General features: G+C 64.0%; 18 protein-coding genes. 12 read left to right on the top strand and 6 right to left on the bottom strand.

What is annotated here, in order from left to right; all coding sequences use genetic code 11:
• Positions 1 to 13 precede the first annotated feature (13 nt).
• From HNS03_RS00375 to HNS03_RS00360, 4 genes are all read right to left on the bottom strand, one after another.
• Positions 14 to 1,336 (bottom strand): amidase, encoded by a 1,323-nt coding sequence (locus HNS03_RS00375; protein ID WP_367192229.1) that lies wholly within the window; start codon positions 1,334 to 1,336, stop codon positions 14 to 16.
• A 288-nt stretch (positions 1,337 to 1,624) separates the two neighbouring features.
• The gene (locus HNS03_RS00370; RefSeq protein WP_367192227.1) at positions 1,625 to 2,863 is read right to left on the bottom strand and encodes an FAD-dependent monooxygenase; all 1,239 of its coding nucleotides are present in this window, start codon (positions 2,861 to 2,863) and stop codon (positions 1,625 to 1,627) included.
• A gap of 25 nt (positions 2,864 to 2,888) precedes the next feature.
• Positions 2,889 to 3,314 (bottom strand): VOC family protein, encoded by a 426-nt coding sequence (locus HNS03_RS00365; protein ID WP_367192225.1) that lies wholly within the window; start codon positions 3,312 to 3,314, stop codon positions 2,889 to 2,891.
• A gap of 17 nt (positions 3,315 to 3,331) precedes the next feature.
• Positions 3,332 to 4,255 carry an alpha/beta hydrolase gene (locus HNS03_RS00360; RefSeq protein WP_367192224.1) on the bottom strand — a complete coding sequence of 308 codons (924 nt, stop codon included), beginning with the start codon at positions 4,253 to 4,255 and terminating at the stop codon, positions 3,332 to 3,334.
• A 111-nt stretch (positions 4,256 to 4,366) separates the two neighbouring features.
• Here HNS03_RS00360 and HNS03_RS00355 point away from each other — a divergent pair, with 111 nt between their 5' ends.
• The 10 genes from HNS03_RS00355 (at position 4,367) to HNS03_RS00310 (ending at position 15,832) form a co-directional block, all read left to right on the top strand.
• Positions 4,367 to 5,302 carry a LysR family transcriptional regulator gene (locus HNS03_RS00355; RefSeq protein WP_367192222.1) on the top strand — a complete coding sequence of 312 codons (936 nt, stop codon included), beginning with the start codon at positions 4,367 to 4,369 and terminating at the stop codon, positions 5,300 to 5,302.
• Positions 5,303 to 5,559: 257 nt separating this feature from the next.
• The gene (locus HNS03_RS00350) at positions 5,560 to 6,477 is read left to right on the top strand and encodes a hypothetical protein (RefSeq protein WP_367192220.1); all 918 of its coding nucleotides are present in this window, start codon (positions 5,560 to 5,562) and stop codon (positions 6,475 to 6,477) included.
• A 3-nt stretch (positions 6,478 to 6,480) separates the two neighbouring features.
• Positions 6,481 to 7,143: a TetR/AcrR family transcriptional regulator gene (locus HNS03_RS00345; protein WP_367192219.1), complete on the top strand. Its 663-nt coding sequence runs from the start codon at positions 6,481 to 6,483 to the stop codon at positions 7,141 to 7,143.
• The gene (locus HNS03_RS00340; RefSeq protein ID WP_367192217.1) at positions 7,140 to 8,804 is read left to right on the top strand and encodes a thiamine pyrophosphate-dependent enzyme; all 1,665 of its coding nucleotides are present in this window, start codon (positions 7,140 to 7,142) and stop codon (positions 8,802 to 8,804) included. The genes HNS03_RS00345 and HNS03_RS00340 overlap by 4 nt, the downstream gene beginning before the upstream one ends.
• A 69-nt stretch (positions 8,805 to 8,873) precedes the next feature.
• Entirely contained in the window at positions 8,874 to 10,424 is a 1,551-nt protein-coding gene (locus HNS03_RS00335) for an ABC transporter substrate-binding protein (RefSeq protein ID WP_367192216.1), read from the top strand.
• A 9-nt stretch (positions 10,425 to 10,433) separates the two neighbouring features.
• On the top strand, positions 10,434 to 11,375 hold the full coding sequence (locus HNS03_RS00330) for an ABC transporter permease (RefSeq protein ID WP_367192215.1): 942 nt from the start codon (positions 10,434 to 10,436) through the stop codon (positions 11,373 to 11,375).
• Between the two features lie 11 nt (positions 11,376 to 11,386).
• Positions 11,387 to 12,295, top strand: a complete 909-nt coding sequence (locus HNS03_RS00325) for an ABC transporter permease (protein WP_367192213.1) — start codon at positions 11,387 to 11,389, stop codon at positions 12,293 to 12,295.
• Positions 12,292 to 13,932, top strand: a complete 1,641-nt coding sequence (locus HNS03_RS00320; protein ID WP_367192211.1) for a dipeptide ABC transporter ATP-binding protein — start codon at positions 12,292 to 12,294, stop codon at positions 13,930 to 13,932. The genes HNS03_RS00325 and HNS03_RS00320 overlap by 4 nt, the downstream gene beginning before the upstream one ends.
• A gap of 11 nt (positions 13,933 to 13,943) precedes the next feature.
• Positions 13,944 to 15,407 (top strand): amidohydrolase family protein, encoded by a 1,464-nt coding sequence (locus HNS03_RS00315; RefSeq protein ID WP_367192210.1) that lies wholly within the window; start codon positions 13,944 to 13,946, stop codon positions 15,405 to 15,407.
• Positions 15,408 to 15,586: 179 nt separating this feature from the next.
• The gene (locus tag HNS03_RS00310) at positions 15,587 to 15,832 is read left to right on the top strand and encodes a hypothetical protein (protein ID WP_367192208.1); all 246 of its coding nucleotides are present in this window, start codon (positions 15,587 to 15,589) and stop codon (positions 15,830 to 15,832) included.
• Positions 15,833 to 16,049: 217 nt separating this feature from the next.
• Here the strand turns inward: HNS03_RS00310 and aceB are convergent, their stop codons facing one another.
• Positions 16,050 to 17,663, bottom strand: a complete 1,614-nt coding sequence (aceB, locus tag HNS03_RS00305) for a malate synthase A (RefSeq protein ID WP_367192207.1) — start codon at positions 17,661 to 17,663, stop codon at positions 16,050 to 16,052.
• Between the two features lie 255 nt (positions 17,664 to 17,918).
• Here aceB and HNS03_RS00300 point away from each other — a divergent pair, with 255 nt between their 5' ends.
• Complete coding sequence (locus HNS03_RS00300; protein WP_367192206.1) at positions 17,919 to 18,929, top strand: ligase-associated DNA damage response exonuclease; 1,011 nt, start codon at positions 17,919 to 17,921, stop codon at positions 18,927 to 18,929.
• A 16-nt stretch (positions 18,930 to 18,945) separates the two neighbouring features.
• On the opposite strand, the gene HNS03_RS00295 is transcribed toward HNS03_RS00300, so the two are convergent.
• Positions 18,946 to 19,326 carry a DUF423 domain-containing protein gene (locus HNS03_RS00295; protein ID WP_367192204.1) on the bottom strand — a complete coding sequence of 127 codons (381 nt, stop codon included), beginning with the start codon at positions 19,324 to 19,326 and terminating at the stop codon, positions 18,946 to 18,948.
• A gap of 199 nt (positions 19,327 to 19,525) precedes the next feature.
• On the opposite strand from HNS03_RS00295, the gene HNS03_RS00290 reads away from it, so the two are divergent.
• Positions 19,526 to 21,169, top strand: a complete 1,644-nt coding sequence (locus HNS03_RS00290) for a cisplatin damage response ATP-dependent DNA ligase (RefSeq protein WP_367192202.1) — start codon at positions 19,526 to 19,528, stop codon at positions 21,167 to 21,169.
• The last annotated feature ends 42 nt before the right edge of the window (positions 21,170 to 21,211 follow it).

The raw sequence follows: 21,211 nt of genomic DNA, 5'->3' as shown, positions 1-21,211 counted from the left end.
TTCTCTGGTGGATTTATTGTTGTGAAAGCACCGCCTCGGCCCAGCGGGCGACGGCGAGCAAGCGGGCGTCGTCCCAGTAGCGGCCGACGATTTGCACACCCAGCGGCAGCCGGTTCGGTCCGGTGCCGGCCGGAAGCGTGATGGCCGGCAGCCGCAGGACAGACCAAAGCCGATTGAAGATCGTGTCGCCGGTGTTCTGGAGGCCGTGCGGCGCTTCGCCCGGAGCGCTGTAGGTGAGGATCGCATCGGCCTGACCGAACAGATCCGCCACCCTGGCCCGGGCGGCCGCGACCTGACCGGATGCCGACTTGTAGGTGTCCGGCGTGATGCTCCAGCCGGTCTCGATATAGCTCTGCAGCAGCGGGCTGATCTGCTCGCGATGGGTTTGCCATTCCCAGACCATCGAGCGCGCCATCTCGTAGCATAGAAGTTTGATCTGGGCGTCGCAGGCCGCCTGTAGCAGTGCGTCGTCTGGGACGTCTCCTATTGCGGCGCCGGCTTCGGCGAACCGTTGCGCCACTCGGTCGAGCGCGACCACCGCCGGAGGCTCAGCCATTTCCGGCGCGGGGCCGCGAAACAGCGCCAAACGCGGAGGCGCGCTCAACCGGCCTTGCCAGGCGGATGCATCGACGGTCGCAATCAGCGCCGCCACGCGGGCCGCGTCGTCCACGCGCCGGGCCATGACGCCGATATGGTCGAAATCGGCCACCTGGGATTTCATTCCGGCCGGCGAGATCCGGCCCCAGCTCGGCTTGAAGCCGACGATTCCGCAATAGGCCGCCGGCCGGATCAGCGAGCCCATGGTTTGGCTCCCCAAGGCGACGGGGACCATATCGGCGGCGACGGCGGCCGCCGATCCGCTGGAGGAGCCGCCGGGCGTGCGCTCCAGATCGTGCGGATTGCAGGTCGGTCCGGGATAGGGGGCTGCGAACTCGGTCAGCGCTGTCTTGCCGACGATCTGCGCACCGGCTGCGCGCAGAAGCGCAACGCAGGCGGCGTCCGCCCGTGGCCGATAGCCGGAGTAGATCGGCGAGCCATAAGTTGTCAGCATGTCGCAGGTGTCGATGGAATCCTTGATCCCGATCGGCACGCCGGCCAGCGGGCCGGGCGGATGTGTTCTCTGAAGCCGCTCCGCGCTGGCGCGCACCTGTGGTGGGTCGAGATGCGTCCAGGCTTTGATCTGACCGTCCTGTGCGGCAATCCGTGCAAGCACGGCTTCCGCGAGCGCCGAACACGACGTCCGCTCGTCCGCCACCGCGTCGACCAGATCGGCGATTGGCTGATCGAGCAGAGCCGTGGAGTCGTTTGAGGAGATCGTGCTGGCTATGTCCTGCATGGGGCGGTGCCGTCACAAGGCCGCGTCAGGGAGCGGGCAGGGTGTCTCTCTGTCCGCTCTGCTATTCAGTTGTTTTCATAACTATATGATTTTGCTGTATTTTCATGATCAAATGTTATGAATTATGCATATATTTTGAGCGCGGAATTTTGCTCCTGTTCGGTTGGCCATATCAGCGAGCCCATCCCGTTCAAATCGACCCAATTTGGACGAAACGGACTTGCTCAACCTATTGAAGCTGGAGCCATTTTTTATCGCTCGGATGGTTCCATCCGAGCGGAAAAGGCTCTAGGAGGCCGCCCGATTGAGTTGCTCCGGCGAGTAGCCGGCAAGCCGTGAGTAGCCGTGGACGATCTCGGCACGCTCTTCGCGCGGGATGTCGGCGGGGGCGATCCCTTCCGCAGCAATCCGCGCTTCCACCATGTCGATAACTCGCTCCGGGCCGCCCTGGCGGTTGGTCATGACCACTTGGTAGACCCGCTCCCGGCGCTCGTCTTCATAGTTGGCGAGGGCGGCGACTGGATCGCTCTCCGCCGCCAAAGCACCTGCCAGCGCTTTGGCGTCCAGAATGGCTTGGGCGGCGCCGTTGCCGCCGAACGGATACATCGGGTGCGCGGCATCGCCGAGCAGGGTGACCCGTCCGACGCTCCATCGGGGCAGCGGATCGCGATCCGACATCGGAAACTCGAAGATGTCGGTCGTCGCCTCGGCCAGCGCTCGGATGTCGAGGTCGGGCAGGTCGAACGGCTCCAGCGCCTCCAGGCATTTGGCGCGGTCGGCCTTGCCCTGCCAATCCTGTGCGGGCGGCAAGGCCGTGCCATCGTCGGCCGCGCGGTGGACCAGCACCCAGTTCGTGCGCAACGTGCCGGGCGTGTCGCCCTTGGCGATTGGAAACAGCACCAGCCGCGTATCGATCGAACCGGCGATGACGAAGGTCTTGCCCTCTCCGAAGGCCGGCCAGTCGGCCGTGCCGCGCCACATGACGCGGCCACTCCAGCGCGGCGAGCCTTCCTCGGGATACAGGATGCGGCGCAGCTCGGAATGAATGCCATCCGCTCCGATCAGGATGTCTCCCGTCGCGGTATGGGTGGTCCCGTCCGCGGACCGGAAGGTCGCGGTAACGCCGCTGTCCGTCTCCTCGTATCCGACGAACCCGCGATCCGTATGGACGGCGCCGGGCACGCGCGCCTGAAATGCGCGGTAGAGCACGGCCTGCAGCCGTCCCCGGTGGACCGAGATCTGCGGAACCGGTAGGCCGGCTGCTCGTCCGCGGGGTTCGTCCCAGGCGGTCAGTCCGGAAAAGGTGCGATAGTAGAGGTGTTCCGGGGTGATGCCTTCGGCCTCGATATCGCCCAGAAGGCCGATCTCTTCGAAGGTGGAAATGGCCTGCGGCATCAGATTGATGCCGACGCCGAGTTCCTGGATCTCCGGCGCCCGTTCGTAAATTTCGCAGTCGAGCCCGTATTTGTGCAGGAAGAGCGCGGTGGTCAGTCCACCGATGCCTGCGCCGACGATGATGGCTTTCATGGCCGATCTCCCGGTCGTTCCGAAATCACTCGTGGTCTTCCGGCATCGTGCGGCTGTCCGTACCGAGCCAGCCGTGATGGGAAATGTCGAACACGATCCCATCGGGATCCTTGAACTTGCGCTCGAAATTGCCCTTCCGGGCGTCGCCGAGATCGAAATAGAATCTGCCGCCCAGCTCTTCGATGCGGTTGCGCATGGCATCGATATCGTCGACCTGGACGCCGAAATGATCGGTCCCCACGCTGCCGACCGCGTCTTCCGTGGCGGCACCCTCCTGGCCGAAATATTTGATCAGCGCCAGGTTGATCACTCCGTCACTGAGGTAGACGGCCGCGCCGATCGGGATTTCTTCCTGACCGACGCGCTCGAAGCCGAAGATCTCCTGGTAGAATGCGGCCGACTTTTCCAGGTCCTGAACCCTGAGGGCGATGTGGCGAAGGCGGGGGCGCATGGCGTGTCTCCTGTCGGTCAGCTTCCGTTGGCGCCGAGCGTGGCATCGGCGCCGCGCGCGGCGCGGAACGAAACATCGGTTGAAATTTGGGACGTGGCCAGGATGGCGTGGACGTGTCGACCGATCTCGGAGCTGGGATCGGCGAGGACGTCGAGAATCTCGAAATGATTGACGTTGGCGATCTCGGTGCAGCCGGCGAGTTTGCCGGCCGGTTCGAGTGCCGTCGCGAAGGCGCAGGCCTGCCGGCGGAATTCCGGCGATTCGTCCGCGCCATAGAAAAGATGCGCGGCCAGGCGCATGTCGGCGATGCGATGGATCGGGCTCAGCGCGGTGATCTCGTCCGGGCTGAGATCGATATAGCTGCGCCGAAGGCTCAGCATGACCGGCTCGAGGTCGTAGGAGCCGGAGATGCAGACGAGGGCCCGGAGCGCTTCGGCCGGAACCAGCTCTTCCGCGCCGTTTTCGGCGACCAGCAGCGCGGCCAGATGCGCACCCGACGAGTGTCCGGAAATCACGATCCCGGTAGCATCGCCCTCCGCGACGAACCGCTGGTGTGTCCACGCGAGCGCGCGCTTCAATTGCTCCAGGAGGATGGGCATGCGCACGCCAGGCAGCTTGGAGAATTCCGGCAGGACCAACGTCACGCCCGCGGCTGCCATGGAGGGGGCGAGGAAGGCGCTGTCCTCCTTGGCCTGACCGCGCCAAGCGCCGCCATGGACGTGGAAGTGGATCAGCGACCCGTCGGCGGGAAAGACGTCGATCCGCTCATCGGGGTGGGGCCCGTAGGAAAACGCGGCATAGCCGCTGTGGCCGGCCTTTGCTTCAGGGGCGGACGCTGACCAGCGCTTAAGGATGGCGTCCATGTTCGCCGCCCATTCTTTCTGGGTATAGGCGCGATCCAGTTCCGCCTGCGTGTAGCCGGGATAGATTTCGTCCGACAAGGGAGCCTTTCCTCGGTTTGCGCACGTGCCATGGAGCAACGGAGGAAAGTAAACACTAGGCCATCCCGGCGAGGCTATTGCATAATGAAGCGCATATTATAACATTTTGTAATGCTGCTAAATCATCGCGAACTCTCGGCCTTCCTGGCCATCGCGCGTCTGGGGACGATCAACCGCGCCGCCCAGGCGGCGGGCATGACCCAGCCGGCGCTTAGCCGGTCGCTGAAGCGCTTGGAAGAAACGCTCGGCGCCCAGCTGTTTCGTCGCCTTCCCGGCGGAATGGTGCTGACCGAGTTCGGGCGTGCGCTCCAGCGTCATGCGGAGATGATGGAGTTCGAGACCACGCGGGTGGTGGAAGAGATCCATATGCTCAGCGGCGCTGCAACCGGCGTCGTTCGGGTGGGCCTCGTGCCCAGCGTCGTGGCAAGCCTATTTCGCAGTGCGCTCCTGGACGTCAATCGCACCGCGCCGAACATTCAGATCCGGGTGATCGAGGGCGCGGGTGATCAGATGCTCGAGGCAGTGGTGCGCGGAACGGTGGATTTCGCCGTCATCGGGCGGCTTCAGGTGGATGCAGAGCCCGGTGTCGTGATGGTGCCGCTCGGCGTAGAGGAGGTTTGCGTCGCGGCGCGGTCGGAGCACCCGATTTTTTCCAAGGCGGATCTGACGCTGGCCGATCTCGGCGACTATCGCTGGGCGCTGCCGGAAAAGGGCAACGCCATCTGGCACGGATTTAACGACCTGTTTCGACGTCGTGGGCTGGAACCGCCGACCCCGACCGTCGCCACGAATTCGGTCCACACGTTGAAGTCCATCGTGTCTGAAGACGACTACCTCACCATGATGACGCGCATCGTCTTCGAGGTGGAGGAGCGATACGGCCTGATGCGGCCGGTGCCTCTCCCCGAAGCGCTCTGGCAAAGGGAAATCATGGTGGTCCGCCGTCCGCGCAGCGAGCTGCTCCCGGCGGCCCGGCTGCTCCTCGGCGAACTGGAACGCCAGGCCGGAGCCCTGGATGGCCGAGACGCAGGGGGCGAGGGCGTTTGAGTGCGGTGTGCCGTCCCCAGGGCCGACATTTTCCACCTTTGCAGGTCCCCTTCACCAACGCGCTGCTCTACTGGCTGCCGGTTCGTGATGGCGTCCAATCGACAATAGAGCCGGGCTTGCGCTGATCCGACCGTCGCGCGCTCCCCGCACGCGATGTCCAGCGCTTTGTCCGCACGCAATTGTTGACAGGTCTGGCGAATGTCATAGGCTATGTGACTGGGTGGTCACATTCTCGGTGAAGGTTGCGTGGTTCGGTCATGACGATAGGGATCGCGGCATACGGTCCGGGCGCAGGACGCGCCGTCCTCGACGGCGTGTTGGCGACCGAGATTCTCGGTCGCGGTGCGATCGGTGGCTTTGCCGTGTTTTCAGTCCTCGACGAGCGTGGCGAGCACCATCAGGTCGCCTGCCAAGAGGGCGGCGTTGCGGGGTTGCCCGGAGCGGACACCTATCGCGGTGCGCAATGCGCAGCGGTGATCTCCAGCGGACCGAACCGGCCGGAGCCGCTGTCGCAGTTCCTCGTCGGCCGTGCGGGGCTGGGATTGGTCACCGGCCATCGCCTGCCAAACCGGATGGGTGCGGCGGGTCGGCCGGTCAATGTGTCGGCGCTGGATCGTCTGTCTCGGGGCATCGCGCCGGCGGCGGCCGTGCGGGCCGAACTTGAGGACAATCCCGAGCTGGATTTCGGACTGATTGCGGTCACGCAGGATGGGCGCATTGGGTTCGGCAATTCGGCAAGGGTCGCGCGCCGCGGCGATCTGATCGAGGCGTCTCGGTTGGAGGAAGGGCGCGGTTACGCGCTGTTGTGCAATTCGATCTTCTTTGCCGCCGGCCTTCAGCCCGAGGTGGTTATCGGCGATATCGTCTGGTCCCGCCTCTCCGACGCACCCTCCCGTTCGTTCCTGGCCGAGCTGGCGGGGCCGGTTCCGGTCTCGTCGGCGCCAGAGGACAGGGTCGAGCTCGATGGCAGTGGCCGTGTGACGCGAGTTTATCGCGCCGAGCCTTGGCTGCCGGACGAGCCGGCTTTGACCACCGTGATCTATTCTCAGGCTCCTGTTTGGCAGGACGGAAAGCCAATAGGCCTCTGTCTCTCGGAAGTGTTCGCTCGTTTGGAGAAAGGTTGCGTTACGCCAGATCCCGCCTGTCAGGCCCGCTTTGCGGTGGAGAGGATCTAGGCGATGTCGCGGCGCAAGAACACGGAACAAGCCATCCTCAATGCGCTCGAGGCGCAGTTGACCGAGGGTGGGATGCAGAGCGTCGGAGTCAATGTGGTCGCCAAGCGGGCGGAAGTCAGCAAGGAGCTGATCTATCGCTATTTCGACGGGCTTCCAGGCCTGATGCTCGCGTGGATGCAAGGCCGCGACTACTGGAGCAGCAAGGCCGGGATGCTGGGCTCGGAAGATACCAGCAACCTAACCCCGGCCGCGCTTATCCGCGCCATGCTGCGCGAGCAAGAAGCGGTGCTGGCAAACGATCAGGCGCTTGCGGCAGTCCGCCGGTGGGAGCTCATCGAGCGCACGGAAGTCGGCGACCGGCTGCGGGAACGACGCGAGCGCGAGGCCCGGACCTTTATCAATCGACTCGATGGGCTGACGGACGATGTCGACATGCCCGCATTCGTCAGCGTCCTGTTGGCCGGCATCCTCTACCTGTCCCTGCGCGCCAAAACGGAAGACGTTTTTCTGGGGGTGCCTCTGCGCACGGAAGAAGGGTGGGAGCGCATTTGGAGCGCCGTGGATCTGATGCTCACCGCACTGCCGGAAGACCTGCGTGCGGAATCTCTGCGCGCCCTGGAGCGCGCGGATGCGGAAGCGACGGACAAGAGGGGGGCGACTGAATGACCAGGGCCGCAGACCTGCTTGTCAGGTCGCTGATCCGGCATGGGGTGGATCGTGTGTTTTGCGTTCCGGGCGAGAGCTATTTGAGCGTGCTTGACGCGATGGTGGACGCGCGGGAGATCCAGGTGGTGACAACCCGCCACGAGGGCGGCGCTGGTTTCATGGCCGTGGCGGACGCCAAACTGTGCGGGCGGCCGGGGGTTGCGTTCGTTAGCCGGGGTCCGGGTGCGATGAACGCCGCGATCGCGGTGCATACCGCTCAGCAGGACGCGGTGCCGTTCATCCTTTTCGTGGGTCAGGTCGAGCGGTCGCATCTCGGCATGAACGCCTTTCAGGAGGTCGATCACGCGGACGTTTTCGGCTCGATGTGCAAATGGACCGCCGAGGTGCATGACCCGGGGCGTTTGGCCGATACCGTCGCCACCGCATTCCATCGTGCCCGCAGCGGGACGCCTGGTCCGGTCGTCGTGTCACTTCCTGAGGACATGCTGGAGGAGGGGCCGTGCAGCGTGAACGTGCCTTTGCGGGGAGCGGTCCGGGCGGCAGCCGCCCAAGACGACATTGAGGAATTGTGTCGGCGGATCGCCGCGGCCGCTCGTCCGCTCATTGTCGCCGGTGGGCTTCTGCAGACACCCAGCGGAAGGGAAGCGCTGGCACGGGCGGCTGAATGTTTTGGGATCCCGGTCGCCGCGGCGGTGCGTCAGGTTGACGTCATCGACAACGATCATCCGCAATATGCCGGACATCTGGCCTATGGCGCGCCGGCCGAGCTGATCGACGCTCTTTTGCAGAGCGATCTCGTCCTCGGCTTTGGCACTCGGCTGGGAGACGTGACCAGCCAGGGCTTTCGTTTTCCCGCAGCACCCGATCCGGTCCAGCCGGTGATCCAGGTTTGGCCCGACGCCACCGAGACCGGCAGCTTTCGCGATCTGGCGCTGGGGATCGCCGCAGACCCGGTCGAAGTGCTGCTCCAGCTCGCTGCGGCCGCGCCTGAACGGCCCGATGAACGCCATGCCGAATGGAGCCGCCGACTTCGGAAGACGGCGGCCGGACTGCGTCGTTGGGAGGGATTGGACGACGCCGAGGATGGTGTCGTTTTCGGTGCGCTCGTGCGCGAAGTCGATGCGCTACTCGCCGACGATGCGATCATCGCCAGCGATGCCGGCAATTTCGGTGCCTGGGTGCAGAAGTTGATCCGTTTTGGGGGGCAGCGGCGAATGGTCGGCCCTTGCTCTGGTGCGATGGGTTTCGGCGTGCCCGGCGCCGTTGCGGCAAGCCTGCGGTTCCCCGGCCGGCAAGTCGTCGGCTTTGCCGGTGACGGCGGCGTTCTGATGACGGGAAACGAGCTTGCGACCGCCGTTCAATATGGCGCGAGCCCCGTGTTGATCGTGTCCGACAACGGCTCGTACGGCACGATCCGCATGCACCAGGAGCGGAGCTTTCCACGGCGGCTCGCCATGACCGATCTTCGCAATCCCGACTTCCGGGCCTGGGCGGAGAGCTTCGGCGCGAAGGCCTTCCAGATCGATCGCGCTGTGGAGATTCGCCCGGTTCTCCAAGACGCTCTTGCCGCCACGGAGCGTCCGGTCGTCGTCACCGTGCGCACGAGCCTCGAATATATTTCGCCCGCCACGACCATCACACGGCTGACGGCGGGCGACTGACCACAAAAAAACGACTCCCAACCAGAGGAACCGACGATGAAACTCAACAGGATGACAGGAGCCCGCCTGTTGGCGGGTGTCGCGGCGGCCGCGCTCACGCTCGGGGCGACAGCAGCGGGAGCTGAAACGCTCCGCGTGGTGATGCAGTCCGGTCTGCGGATCACCGATCCAATCATGACGACCGCGTTTATCACGCGCGATCATGGATACATGATCTACGACACCCTTCTCGGCGTGGACTCAGACTTCAACATTCGACCTCAAATGGCGGATTGGGAGGTCTCTGAGGACGGGAAGACCTATACCTTCACGCTGCGCGACGGTCTGAAATGGCATGACGGGGCTCCCGTGACCGCCGAAGACTGCGTCGCCTCGATCAAACGCTGGGCCGAGATCGACGGCACGGCCAAACCCCTCATGACCATGGTCGATGCCATCGAGGTGGTGGACAACAGCACTTTCAAGGTGGAGCTCAATACGCCGACGACGTTGCTGTTGGCCGGCCTTTCGAAGATGAGCTCGCGCGCGCCCTTCATGATGCCGAAACGCGTGGCCGAAACGCCAGCCAGCGAGCCGATCGACGAATATATCGGTTCGGGACCGTTCGTTTTCGTCGAGGATGAGTTCCAGCCAGGCATCAAGGTCGCCTATGAAAAGTTCGAGGACTACGTGCCGCGCGACGAACCTCCGAGCTGGACGGCCGGCGGCAAGGACGTGAAGGTCGATCGCGTCGAATGGCTGACGATGCCCGACCAGATGACTGCGGTCAGTGCCCTTCAGAGCGGCGAGGTCGATTTCATCCAGCAGGTGCCGTTCGACCTCCTGCCGCTGGTCGAGAACGCGTCAGATATTAAGGTCGATGTGCTCGATCCGCTGGGCGCCTGGACCTATTTCCGGATGAATTGGCTCTACCCACCCTTCGACAACAAGCTGGTGCGGCAGGCCGCCATTGCGGCGGTGGATCAGAACGACGTGATGCAGGCGTTGGTGGGCAATCCCAAATACTACCAGACCTGCGCAGCGATCATGGGATGCGGTAACGTCAACGGGGACGAATACGGCAAAGAGTGGGTTGTGAATGGCCAGATTGACAAGGCAAAGGCGCTGCTTGAGGAGGCGGGATATGATGGCACTCCGGTCGTCATCATGGCGCCCACCGACCTCGCAATGGTCGTACCCCAGCCAATCGTGATCGGCGACGCGCTCCGCAAGGCCGGTTTCAACGTCCAGATGAAGATGATGGACTGGCAGACGCTGGCTGCTCAGCAAAGCAATCAGAATGCCCCCTCCGAAGGCGGCTGGAATATCTTCTCGACGTACAGCATCCTGGCCACAAGCGGCGATCCGTTCGGGAACACGCCTCTTTCGACGGACGGACGCGAGTCTTGGGCGGGCTGGCCCGACGTGCCTGAGATTTCGGCGCTCCGGCTAGACTATGCCAAGGCCTCCTCCGTGGAGGAGCAGAAGGCGATCGCGAAGGAGATCCAGAAGATCGCCATAGAGGAAGGCGTGGTCGGCCCACTCGGCCAGTTCCGTATCCCCGCAGCTTGGAACAGCGACTGGAGCGGCTTCCTCAAAAGCCCGATCACCGTGTTCTGGAACGTGTCCAAGAACGGGTGAGGCCGGACCATGCTCCCCTACGTGCTCAAGCGTGTGTTGTCCTCTGTGCCAGTCATGATCGTTGTCGCCGTGGTGGTCTTTGCCATCCTGCGGTTAACGCCGGGCGATCCGGCGGCAGTGCTGGCGGGAAATGACGCGACAGGGGAGCAGCTGGCCCAAATCCGCGAAAACTTGGGGCTGGACGAGCCGATACTCGTTCAGCTCATGACATGGTTCCGCAACATCCTGGCCGGCGATCTGGGCGTGTCGCTGCTATCGGGCGTGCCGGTGGTGCGCATGATCGGCGAGCGGGTGGGGCCCACCCTCTCGCTCGCGGCCGGTACGATCATTGTGACCATCCTGATCGCGATCCCGATGGGGATCATCGCCGCACGTCGGCCCGGTGGGGTGCTGGACCGATTGGTCATGGCCCTTTCTGTGCTCGGCTTTTCGGTGCCGATCTTCGTGACGGGCTACCTTCTGATCTACCTATTCGCCCTCAAGCTCGGCTGGTTGCCGGTGCAGGGCTATCGTCCTTTAGGCGACGGGTTCTGGCCGTTCGCGCAGCGGCTTATCATGCCGGTGACGGCGCTCAGCGGCGTCTACATTGCCCTCGTCGCCCGCATTACCCGCAGCAGCATCATCGAAGTTCTGGGCGAGGACTACATTCGCACCGCCCGTGCAAAAGGTGCGCCCGAGCGCCGCGTCCTGCTGCGTCATGCGCTGCGCAACGCTGCGGTGCCCATTGTGACCATTATCGGCATCGGCGTCGCCTCCTTGATCACCGGCGTCGTCGTGACGGAGTCGGTATTCAACCTGCCGGGTCTCGGCCGGTTGGTGGTCGAGGCAGTATTGGCTCGAGACTACCCAGTCATCCAGGGCCTCATCCTGTTGTTCTCGTTTACGTACATCCTCATCAATTTGGTGGTGGACATCCTTTACACGGTGTTCGACCCGCGCATCCGATATTGAGAGGCGCACAGATGAAACTCTCCGCTCAGACCGATGCCTCCGGCGCTTCCACGCGTGAGGATGCACCGGCGAGCCGGCGCGCGCTGCTCCTGCAACGGCTGTGGTCCGCCTTCGGCAGGGGTCCGGCGCTGGTGGCTGTGATCATCCTCGCGCTGGTGACGCTGATGGCGCTCCTCGCGCCGTTGCTCGCCACAGCCGACCCGATTGCCATTGCGCCGGCCGAGCGGCTCTCCGGCGCTTCGGCGATTCATCCGCTTGGTACCGATGCCTACGGGCGGGACATTTACTCTCGTGTGCTCTACGGCGCCCGTGTCTCACTGCTCGTGGGGGCGGGGGCCGCGCTGGTGAGTGTCGCGATCGGCCTCGTGATTGGTGTCGTCGCGGGATATTTTCGCGCGATCGACACGGTAATCATGCGCACCATGGACGGGATCATGGCGATCCCCTCGATCCTGCTGGCCATCGCTTTGATCTCTCTGACCGGGGCATCGTTGTTGACGGTGCTGGTCGCCATCACCGTCCCCGAAATCCCCCGCGTGGTGCGCCTGGTCCGCAGCGTGATCCTCAACGTGCGTTCGGAAGCCTATGTTGAGGCAGCCGTCACGCTCGGCAGTCCCGTGCGCCGAATTCTGATGCGGCACATGGTGCCGAACACTGTGGCGCCGCTGATCGTCCAGGGAACGTTCGTTTTCGCGTCGGCGATCCTGACCGAAGCCACGCTCAGTTTTCTCGGCGCGGGCCTGCCGACCGAGATCCCGTCCTGGGGCAACATCATGTCCGAAGGGCGGGCATATTTTCAGCTCTATCCCGGCCTGGTCCTTTGGCCCGGCATCGCGCTCGCGCTCACGCTGCTTAGCGTCAACGTCCTGGGCGATGTGTTGCGCGACATGCTCGATCCGAAGATGGCGAAGCGGACATGACGGAAACAACAGTGCCCTTTCGCAATCCTGTGATCCGTGTCCGCGACCTGACGGTCAGCCTCACCCAAGGTGGTTCTCGGCCGGTGGTCCAGAATGTTGGTTTCGACATCGGTCCGGGCGAAACGCTCTGCGTGGTCGGCGAATCCGGCTCCGGCAAGTCGGTTACCGCGTTCTCCATCATGGGGCTCTTGCAGGCGAACGCTCTGCAACCAACCGGTGGTGAGATCCTGCTGGAACGCGAAGACTTGCTGCGGGCCCAGCCGGAGAGGCTACGCCAACTGCGTTCGACCCGAATGTCGATGATTTTCCAGGAACCTATGACTGCGCTCAATCCGGTGGAGAAGGTCGGGCGCCAAATCGAGGAGGTGCTTCTCCTGCATTCACGGGCAAATGCCGCGGAGCGCCGCCGGCTTACGCTCGAGATGCTTGAGACAGTTCATCTGCCGGACCCGGAGCGGATCTATGAATCGTATCCGCATCAGCTCTCTGGAGGCCAGCGGCAACGGGTCGTGATCTGCATGGCGCTCATTCTGGAGCCCGAACTGCTGATCGCGGATGAGCCCACCACGGCGCTCGACGTTACCACTCAGCAGCAGATCCTGACGCTGATCCGCGAAATGCAGGAGCGGCAGAATACGGCCGTTCTTTTCATCACGCATGATATGGGGGTCGTGGCCGACATCGCCGACCGGGTCGTGGTGATGAAAGACGGGCGTATCGTTGAGATCGCCGATAAGGAGACGATCCTGCGGTCTCCGGCGCAGGACTATACGCGGATGCTGATTTCGTCGGTGCCGAGTCTCGTGCCCGAGCCGCGCGCGCCGCTTCGCACCGAGACGGTTCTTAGCGTTGAAGGCCTCTGTAAAACCTTCCGCAAGAAAAGGTTCCTGCGGCCGGTCGCCGAAGTCCAAGCCGTGACGGACGTCCACCTGACCCTCCGCCGCAATGAGATCCTTGGCGTGGTCGGACAATCGGGGTCGGGCAAGTCCACTGTTGCACGCTGCATCGTCGGGCTGGAAGAGCCGAGCGCCGGGACAATTTCCATCTGCGGCGAGCGGCTCGACAGGGCTGGAACGGCTGCCCGGCGGCAGATGCGGCGCCGCATTCAGATGGTTTTTCAAGATCCGTATCGCTCGCTCAATCCACGGGTGAAGATCGGTCGCTCATTGATTGAAGGTCCCACGAACTTTGGGATTCCGGCCGAGACCGCGTTGAAGCGGGCCGGGGAGCTGATGGAATTGGTCGGCTTGCCCAAGGGCGTACTGGATCGCTATCCGCATCAATTCTCCGGCGGTCAGCGGCAGCGGATCTGCATCGCCCGGGCACTGATGCTGGAACCCGCGGTGCTGGTCGCAGACGAGGCCGTTTCGGCGCTCGACGTTTCGGTGCAGGAGCAGGTTCTGGAGCTGTTGAACGAGATCCGGACGGAGACGAGCGTTGGGATCGTGTTCATCACGCATGACCTTCGGGTCGCGGCCCGCATCTGCGACTCTATTTTCGTGATGAATGACGGCCGCATCGTTGAGTACGGCCCGGCAGAGCGCGTGCTGGCAAGACCCGAGGAGGCCTATACGCAAAAACTCTTCGAAGCGGCGCCTGGCCGACATTGGGATTTCCGCAACTTCTGCCCTGTCTGAGGAGCCTCATCATGGCGGAACACTTCGACCTGCTCATTCGCAACGGTACCATCGTGGACGGGACCGGCTCGGCACGCTACGAGGGCGACGTTGGTGTGACTGGCGCGCGCATTTCGCGGATCGGTGCGTTGGGCGATTGCGCCGCCGACTACGCGATCGATGCGGCGGGGCTGATCGTGGCGCCCGGCTTCATCGACTCCCATACGCATGACGATCGGATGCTGCTGGCCGATGGCGGAATGGTGCCCAAGGTCAGCCAGGGCGTAACCACCGTCGTCGCGGGAAACTGTGGCATATCGCTGGCGCCCATGCCTGTCCCCGTCTCCCGCCCTGTCCTGCCGCCGCTCGATCTGCTGGACGATAGCGGTGAGTGGTACCGTTACCGCAGCTTCGCCGACTATATCGAAGCGCTGACCGACACTCCCGCTGCGGTGAACGCGGCCGCCTACGTCGGACACACCACGCTCCGCGCCATCGTCATGGACGATCTGAACCGGCCTGCTACCGCGTCCGAAATTGCTCAGATGCAGGATTTGGTGGCCGAGGCGATGGAAGCCGGCGCCATCGGCGTATCCACCGGACTCGCCTATCCGCCGGCCAAGGCCGCGACGACCGAAGAAGTGATAGAGGTCTGCCGTCCCATAGCGGGGTATGATGGAATTCATGCCACGCATATGCGCGACGAGGGCGAGGCGACGATGGCGTCGCTCGACGAAACCTTCGCCATCGGGCGAGCGCTCAAAGTGCAGTCGCTGATATCGCATCATAAGCTTGCCGGTGCCGCTGCGCATGGTCAATCGGTCGCCACGCTGCGTGTCATCGCAGAGGAGATGGCGCGGCAGAAGGTCAGCCTCGACTGCTATCCCTATACCGCTTCGTCGACCATCCTGACCCTGGAACATGCCGAGAATTCCGGCCGCACCTTGGTGTCATGGTCGCGCAGTCGGCCCGATTGTGCCGGGCGGGATCTGGCGGAGATCATGGTCGAACTGAATTGTTCGCTGGAGGATGCCGTCGCGCAAATACAGCCGGCCGGAGCGGTCTATTTCCGAATGGACGAGGATGACGTGAGCCGCATTCTGGCCTTTGATCCTACGATGATCGGTTCAGACGGGCTGCCGCATGACAAATTCCCGCATCCGCGTCTTTGGGGCACCTTTCCGCGGGTCCTTGGCCACTACAGCCGCGATCGGGGCCTATTCAGCCTCGAGACGGCCGTGCACAAGATGACCGGCCTGACCGCTGCGGAATTCGGGTTTATCGACCGCGGTGTCCTTCGCGAAGGCGCTTTCGCCGACATTACGGTGTTCGATGCCGACCTGATCCGCGACCGAGCGACATTCGAGCAGCCGACACAACGCGCGGAAGGTATCAGCGCGGTTCTCGTGAACGGTGTTCCGGTCTGGGAAAATAACGAGCCGACAGGGGCGCGTCCCGGCCGTGTTTTGCGGCGCCAGGCGTCCAGGGCGGATTAGGTGCTGCCGGATACCGGTCCTCGGAGTGCGCCGTCGGGCGTTGCAGTCGAACCGTCCGAAACCGTGCAGCCGGACTCGCCAAGTCACTTTGCAACTCGTCGAACGCTGATCCGATCTGCATAATTCCGGTTCGCGGCTTCCATTCTCTTCACCACGAGCCGTCCCCGGGAGGATTTCAGATGCTGAAAATCATCGTCTTGGCTACGGCCCTTGTCTCTGCAAGTGCCGGCGCCGCATTGGCCCAGTCGGCCGCGCTGTCGGAAGACATCCGCGCTGCCTGCAAGAGCGATGCGGAGCGGTTGTGCAGCGACGTCGAGCCTATAGCCGTACCGGCGTGTCTGCAGGAGCACGGCGACGAGGTATCGAAGGGCTGCCGCGATATGATGAATGCCGGCGAGCTCGATCAGGAATATGGCAACGACTAGGGCGTTTCCAGGCCAAGTGGAAATCGGTTGGCCGTCCGGAAACGCGTCGAAACAATGACTTAGACCTGCTCCGTGATTCCGTGAAAACGGAATTGGCTAAACGCTGGACGATAGCCGAATCCGTTTTCTCGCAGTACGCGGTGCGACAGCGACAAAGGCTGTGAGCATCGGGCGAAGCCGACTATTGGCGTGATGCTCCAATGGTGCTGTGGCCCCCCTATTTGATCAGCTCATAGGCGGAGATCGTCAGAAAGGGCTCCAGGTCCGCAGCCGTCGATAGCTCCCGGAATAGGCCGATCGCTTCCTCGAAGCGGCCGCTGTCATAAGCCTCATCGCCAATTTCGGCCCGCACGGCATCCATCTCTTCGTTCAGAAGCTGAAGGAACAGCGGCTGGGTCACGGCGCGGCCATCCTCAAGCTGCGCCTCGAAGGTCAGCCACTGCCAGATCTGGGAGCGCGAAATCTCCGCCGTGGCCGCATCCTCCATCAGATTGTAGAGCGGCACCGCGCCCCGGCCGCGCAGCCATGCCTCGATATATTGCACGCCCACGCGGATGTTGTCGCGCAGGCCGGCGACCGTGCGCGAGCCGGGATGCACTTCCAGCAGATCGTGTTGGCTGACTTGCACATCGTCACGCTGCCGATCGACCTGGTTCGGCCCCGGCATCAGCCGGTCGAACACTTCCATGGCGACTGGCACCAGATCGGGATGGGCGACCCAGGTGCCGTCATGGCCGTCGCCGGCCTCTCGCTCCTTGTCCGCCCGCACCTTGTCCAGCGCGGCGGCGTTTGCCTCCGGATCGCGCCGGTTGGGGATCTGCGCCGCCATGCCGCCCATGGCGAACGCACCGCGGCGATGGCAGATCTTGATCAGAAGCAGCGAATAGGCCCTGAGAAAGGCCTTGCCCATCACCACTTGGCTGCGGTCGGGCAGCACGTAGCTGCGGTTTCGCCTGAGCGTTTTGATGAAGGAGAAAATGTAGTCCCAGCGGCCGGCATTGCAGCCGACGATGTGATCCTTCAGCTCGTACAGGATCTCGTCGATCTCGAAGGCGGCAGGCAGCGTCTCGATCAGCACGGTCGCCTTGATGGTGCCCACCGGCAGGCCGAGCGCCTCCTGAGCGTAGACGAACACGTCGTTCCACAGCCGCGCCTCGCGGTGGCTCTCCAGCTTGGGCAGATAGAAGTAGGGGCCCGTGCCCTTTTCGAGGAGCAGCTTGGCGTTGTGGAAAAAATACAGCCCGAAATCGACCAGGGCGCCGGCAATCGGCGTGCCGTCGACCTCGATGTGGGCCTCAGGAAGATGCCAGCCGCGCGGTCGAACCTTTAGGACGGCGGGCGTCTCGCCGAGGGCGTAGCGCTTGCCGCTGGCCTCGTCGGTGAAATCGAGCCGATCGCGCCAGCGGTCCATGAGGTTGAGCTGGCCTTCGACCACATTGGCCCAGGTCGGCGCGGTCGCGTCCTCGAAGTCCGCCATGAAAACCTTGGCGCCGGAATTGAGCGCGTTGACCACCATCTTGCGATCGACCGGGCCTGTGATTTCCACGCGCCGGTCCTGGAGGTCGTCGGGGATGGGGGCGACCTTCCACGTCCCCTCGCGGATTTCGCGCGTTTCCTCCAGGAAATCGGGAAGCGCTCCGTTGTCGAACTGCTTCTGGCGTTCGGCGCGCAGCGCAAGCAGCTCGCGGCGTGTGACATCGAACCGACGATGCAGCTCGGCCAGGAAGGCCAGTGCCTCCGGCGTCAAAACGTCCTCGTAGCGCGGCCCAAGCTGCCCGCTCACCCCGACGGAGTCCGGTGCGGCGGCTGCGGCGGTGATGTTCTCGGCCATGTGCCTCTCCTGTGTCGGGTCTCTCCCACTTCGCTCCTGCTACCACGACGCGGCGGCGGAAAGCAGGGAAGAATGTTTCCGTATAGGAGAAAGTCCTTATTCGTCAGCGAACGAACCCATGTTCTGGGCCCCGAGGTCCCATATGAGCGAATACGGAGCGGTAAGGCGAAGCGGGGGGATTCCCCGTTGCGCCGGTTCCAACCTATTGTTTGGACACGATCGCCAAACACCGATGCCGGCGGACTGGAGATTTGCATGGCTTGGGAACGACATCTGAGACCGGAACGCGGCGGGCTCTTTTGTGCCGACGGGGGTTTCTTCGTCGACCCGACCCGGCCGGTGGACAAAGCGATCATCACCCATGGCCATTCCGACCACGCTCGCGCCGGCCACGGCACCGTCTACGCCACGCCGGAAACGCTTGCCGTCATGGCCGCGCGCTATGGCGCGAATTTCGCGGAGGTCGCCCATCCGCTCGGCTATGGCGAAACGGTCGATCTCGGCGCCACGCGCGTCAGCCTGCATCCGGCGGGCCACGTTTTGGGGTCGGCCCAGGTGCGGATTGAGATGGCGGCGGGCGTTGCGGTGGTCTCCGGCGACTACAAGCGCCAGGAAGATCCGACATGCGCCCCATTCGAGCTCCTTGCGTGCGATTTGTTCGTAACGGAGGCGACCTTCGCGCTCCCGGTGTTTCGCCATCCCGATGCCGCCGGCGAGATTGCGAAGCTTCGCCAATCGCTCGCGCTGTTTCCCGACCGCCCCCATCTCGTCGGCGCCTACTCGCTCGGCAAGGCCCAGCGCGTGATCGCGCTTCTGCGCGCCGGCGGCCACGACCGGCCGATCTATCTGCACGGCGCGTTGGAGAAACTCTGCACGCTCTACGAGACGCTCGGGGTGGCGCTCGGCCCTCTGGTGCCGGTCAAGGATGCTGCGAAGGAGGAGCTTGGCGGCGAAGTCGTCATGTGCCCGCCGAGCGCGCTGTCCGATCTCTGGTCGCGCCGGTTCGGCGATCCGGTCACGGCGTTCGCGTCGGGCTGGATGCGCGTGCGCGCCCGCGCCCGCCAGCGCGGCGTGGAGCTGCCGCTGATCGTCTCCGACCACGGCGACTGGGAGGATCTCTGCACCACCATCGTGGAAACCGGGGCGCGCGAGGTCTGGGTCACCCATGGCCAGGAAGACGCGCTGGTGCATTGGTGCGAGACGAACGGCATCCGCGCCAAACCGCTTCGCCTGGTTGGCTATGGCGAGGAGGACGAGGCGGCCTGATCCTCCGTTTTAGCCTTCAATTCGACGTCGGCTTCAGCCGGAGCCCCGCCATCGCCAGAGACAGCCAGCCGAGCAGGAAGGCGACCCCGCCCACAGGCGTGATCATGACCAGGGCCCGACTGCCGGTGATGCCAAGAAAGTAAAGGCTGCCGGAAAACAGCACGATGCCGATCAGGAACAGGATGCCGGCGGCCTTGGCGGGCCAGCCTTTTGCGTTCAGACCCACCAGCGCGACTACGACCAACGCCACCGCGTGGACCAGGTGATAGTGTGCGCCGGTGTTGAAGATCGTGAGATCGGCTTCGGGCACGCTGCCCCGCAACCCATGAGCGGCGAACGCACCAAGCGCCACTGCAAGGAAACCGTTCAAGGCGCCGATGATGAGCCAGATGCGCATTTGTGTCTGTCCTTCTCGTCGGGCGCCTTTGTGCGCAGCCAACCGACCGCTTCCATGGCTTGGCCGGGCCAGGTTTGCCAAGGTGGCGCGCGGTCGCGGGGATGTCCGCGCTCTGAGTTTGGTTGCTCAATGCTCGCAACGCACGCTCTGACATCCTACTTTCGCTTAGTCGTCCGTCCCGAGTGTCTATTCTGCCGATATGCAGGCCTTCGCCCATCTTCTCGACCGTCTGTCCTACGAGCCGCGTCGGCTGGGTAAGCTGACGCTGATTGAAGCGCATCTGCGCGACACGCCGGATCCGGAGCGCGGTTTCGCGCTCGCCGCGCTGACGGGCGCGCTGTCCTTCCGTCATGCCAAGGCCGGGCTGATCCGCACGCTTCTGACCGAGCGCACCGATCCGGTCCTGTTCGCGCTTTCCTACGACTATGTCGGCGATCTTTCCGAGACCGCTGCGCTGATGTGGCCGGCCCAACCTACGAAAGTGGAGGACGCTCGGCCGCCGCGCCTGTCGGAGGTGGTGGACACGCTCTCCACCCTTTCCAAGGCGGATCTTCCGGGGCAGATCGCGCGCTGGCTCGACAGCCTCGACGAGATTGGACGCTGGGCGCTCTTGAAGCTGATCACCGGTGGGCTGCGCGTGGGTGTTTCCGCGCGCCTTGCCAAAACCGCAGCCGCGCGGCTCGGCGATGTGGACGTCAACGCCGTCGAAGAGGTCTGGCACGGCCTTTCGCCGCCCTATGAGCCGCTATTTGCCTGGCTGGAGAAGCGCGGTCCGGTTCCGGCCTTTGAAGATCCAGCCCCGTTTCGCCCCGCCATGCTGGCACATCCGATCGAAGAGGAGGCGTTTTCCGGCCTCGACGCCGCCGACTTCCTGGTGGAATGGAAGTGGGACGGTATCCGGGTCCAGGCGGCCGCCGGGCTGGACGCGGACGGACGGCGCGTGGCCCGGCTTTATTCGCGCACGGGCGAGGATATTTCCGCCGCCTTTCCCGATCTTCTCTCCGCCTTCGAGTTCGACGGCGCCGTCGACGGCGAGCTGCTGATCGTGCGGGAGGGGCGTGTCGAGCCGTTCAACGTGTTGCAACAACGGCTCAACCGGAAGACCGTGACCGCGAAGATGCAGGCCGCGTTTCCGCCAGTCATCCGTCTTTACGACGCGCTGGTGCTGGAAGGCGAAGATCTGCGCACCTTGCCCTTCCTCGAGCGCCGCCGGCGCCTGGAAGCCTTCGTCGCGGCGATGGGGGATGACCGGATTGATCTCTCGCCCCTCGTTCCTGCCCCAAGCTGGGAGGCGATTACGGCCGCGCGGGCCGACCCCGCCACTGCCGGGGCGGGAGCAGATGCCGATGCGGTCGAAGGGGTGATGCTGAAGCGGGCCGACAGCGCCTATGTGCCGGGCCGGCCGAAAGGGCTCTGGTTCAAGTGGAAGCGCGATCCCTTCAGCGTCGATGCCGTGCTGATGTATGCCCAGCGCGGCCACGGTAAGCGTTCGTCGTTTTATTCCGACTATACCTTCGGTGTCTGGCGTCAGGCCGAGGAGGGCGGCGAAGAGCTGGTGCCGGTCGGTAAGGCCTACTTCGGCTTCACCGACGAGGAGCTGCGCAAGATCGACGCGTTCGTGCGCCGAAACACAATCAACCGGTTCGGGCCGGTGCGGGAGGTTGTGCACGATGCGGCCGAGGGTCTGGTGCTGGAAATCGCCTTTGAGGGGCTGAACCGCTCCACCCGCCACAAGTCCGGTGTCGCCATGCGCTTTCCGCGTGTGGCTCGGCTCAGATGGGACAAGCCGCCCGGCGAGGCCGATCGGATCGAGACGCTGAAGGCGCTACTTCCGAGGGAGTGAGGGTGGCGGGATTCTTTTCCGCTCTCGCGAGTTCGCTTCGCT

Source organism: Amorphus sp. 3PC139-8, assembly GCF_040750475.1.
Lineage (GTDB): Bacteria > Pseudomonadota > Alphaproteobacteria > Rhizobiales > Amorphaceae > Amorphus.
This window is presented reverse-complemented; position numbering and strand designations above follow the sequence as displayed.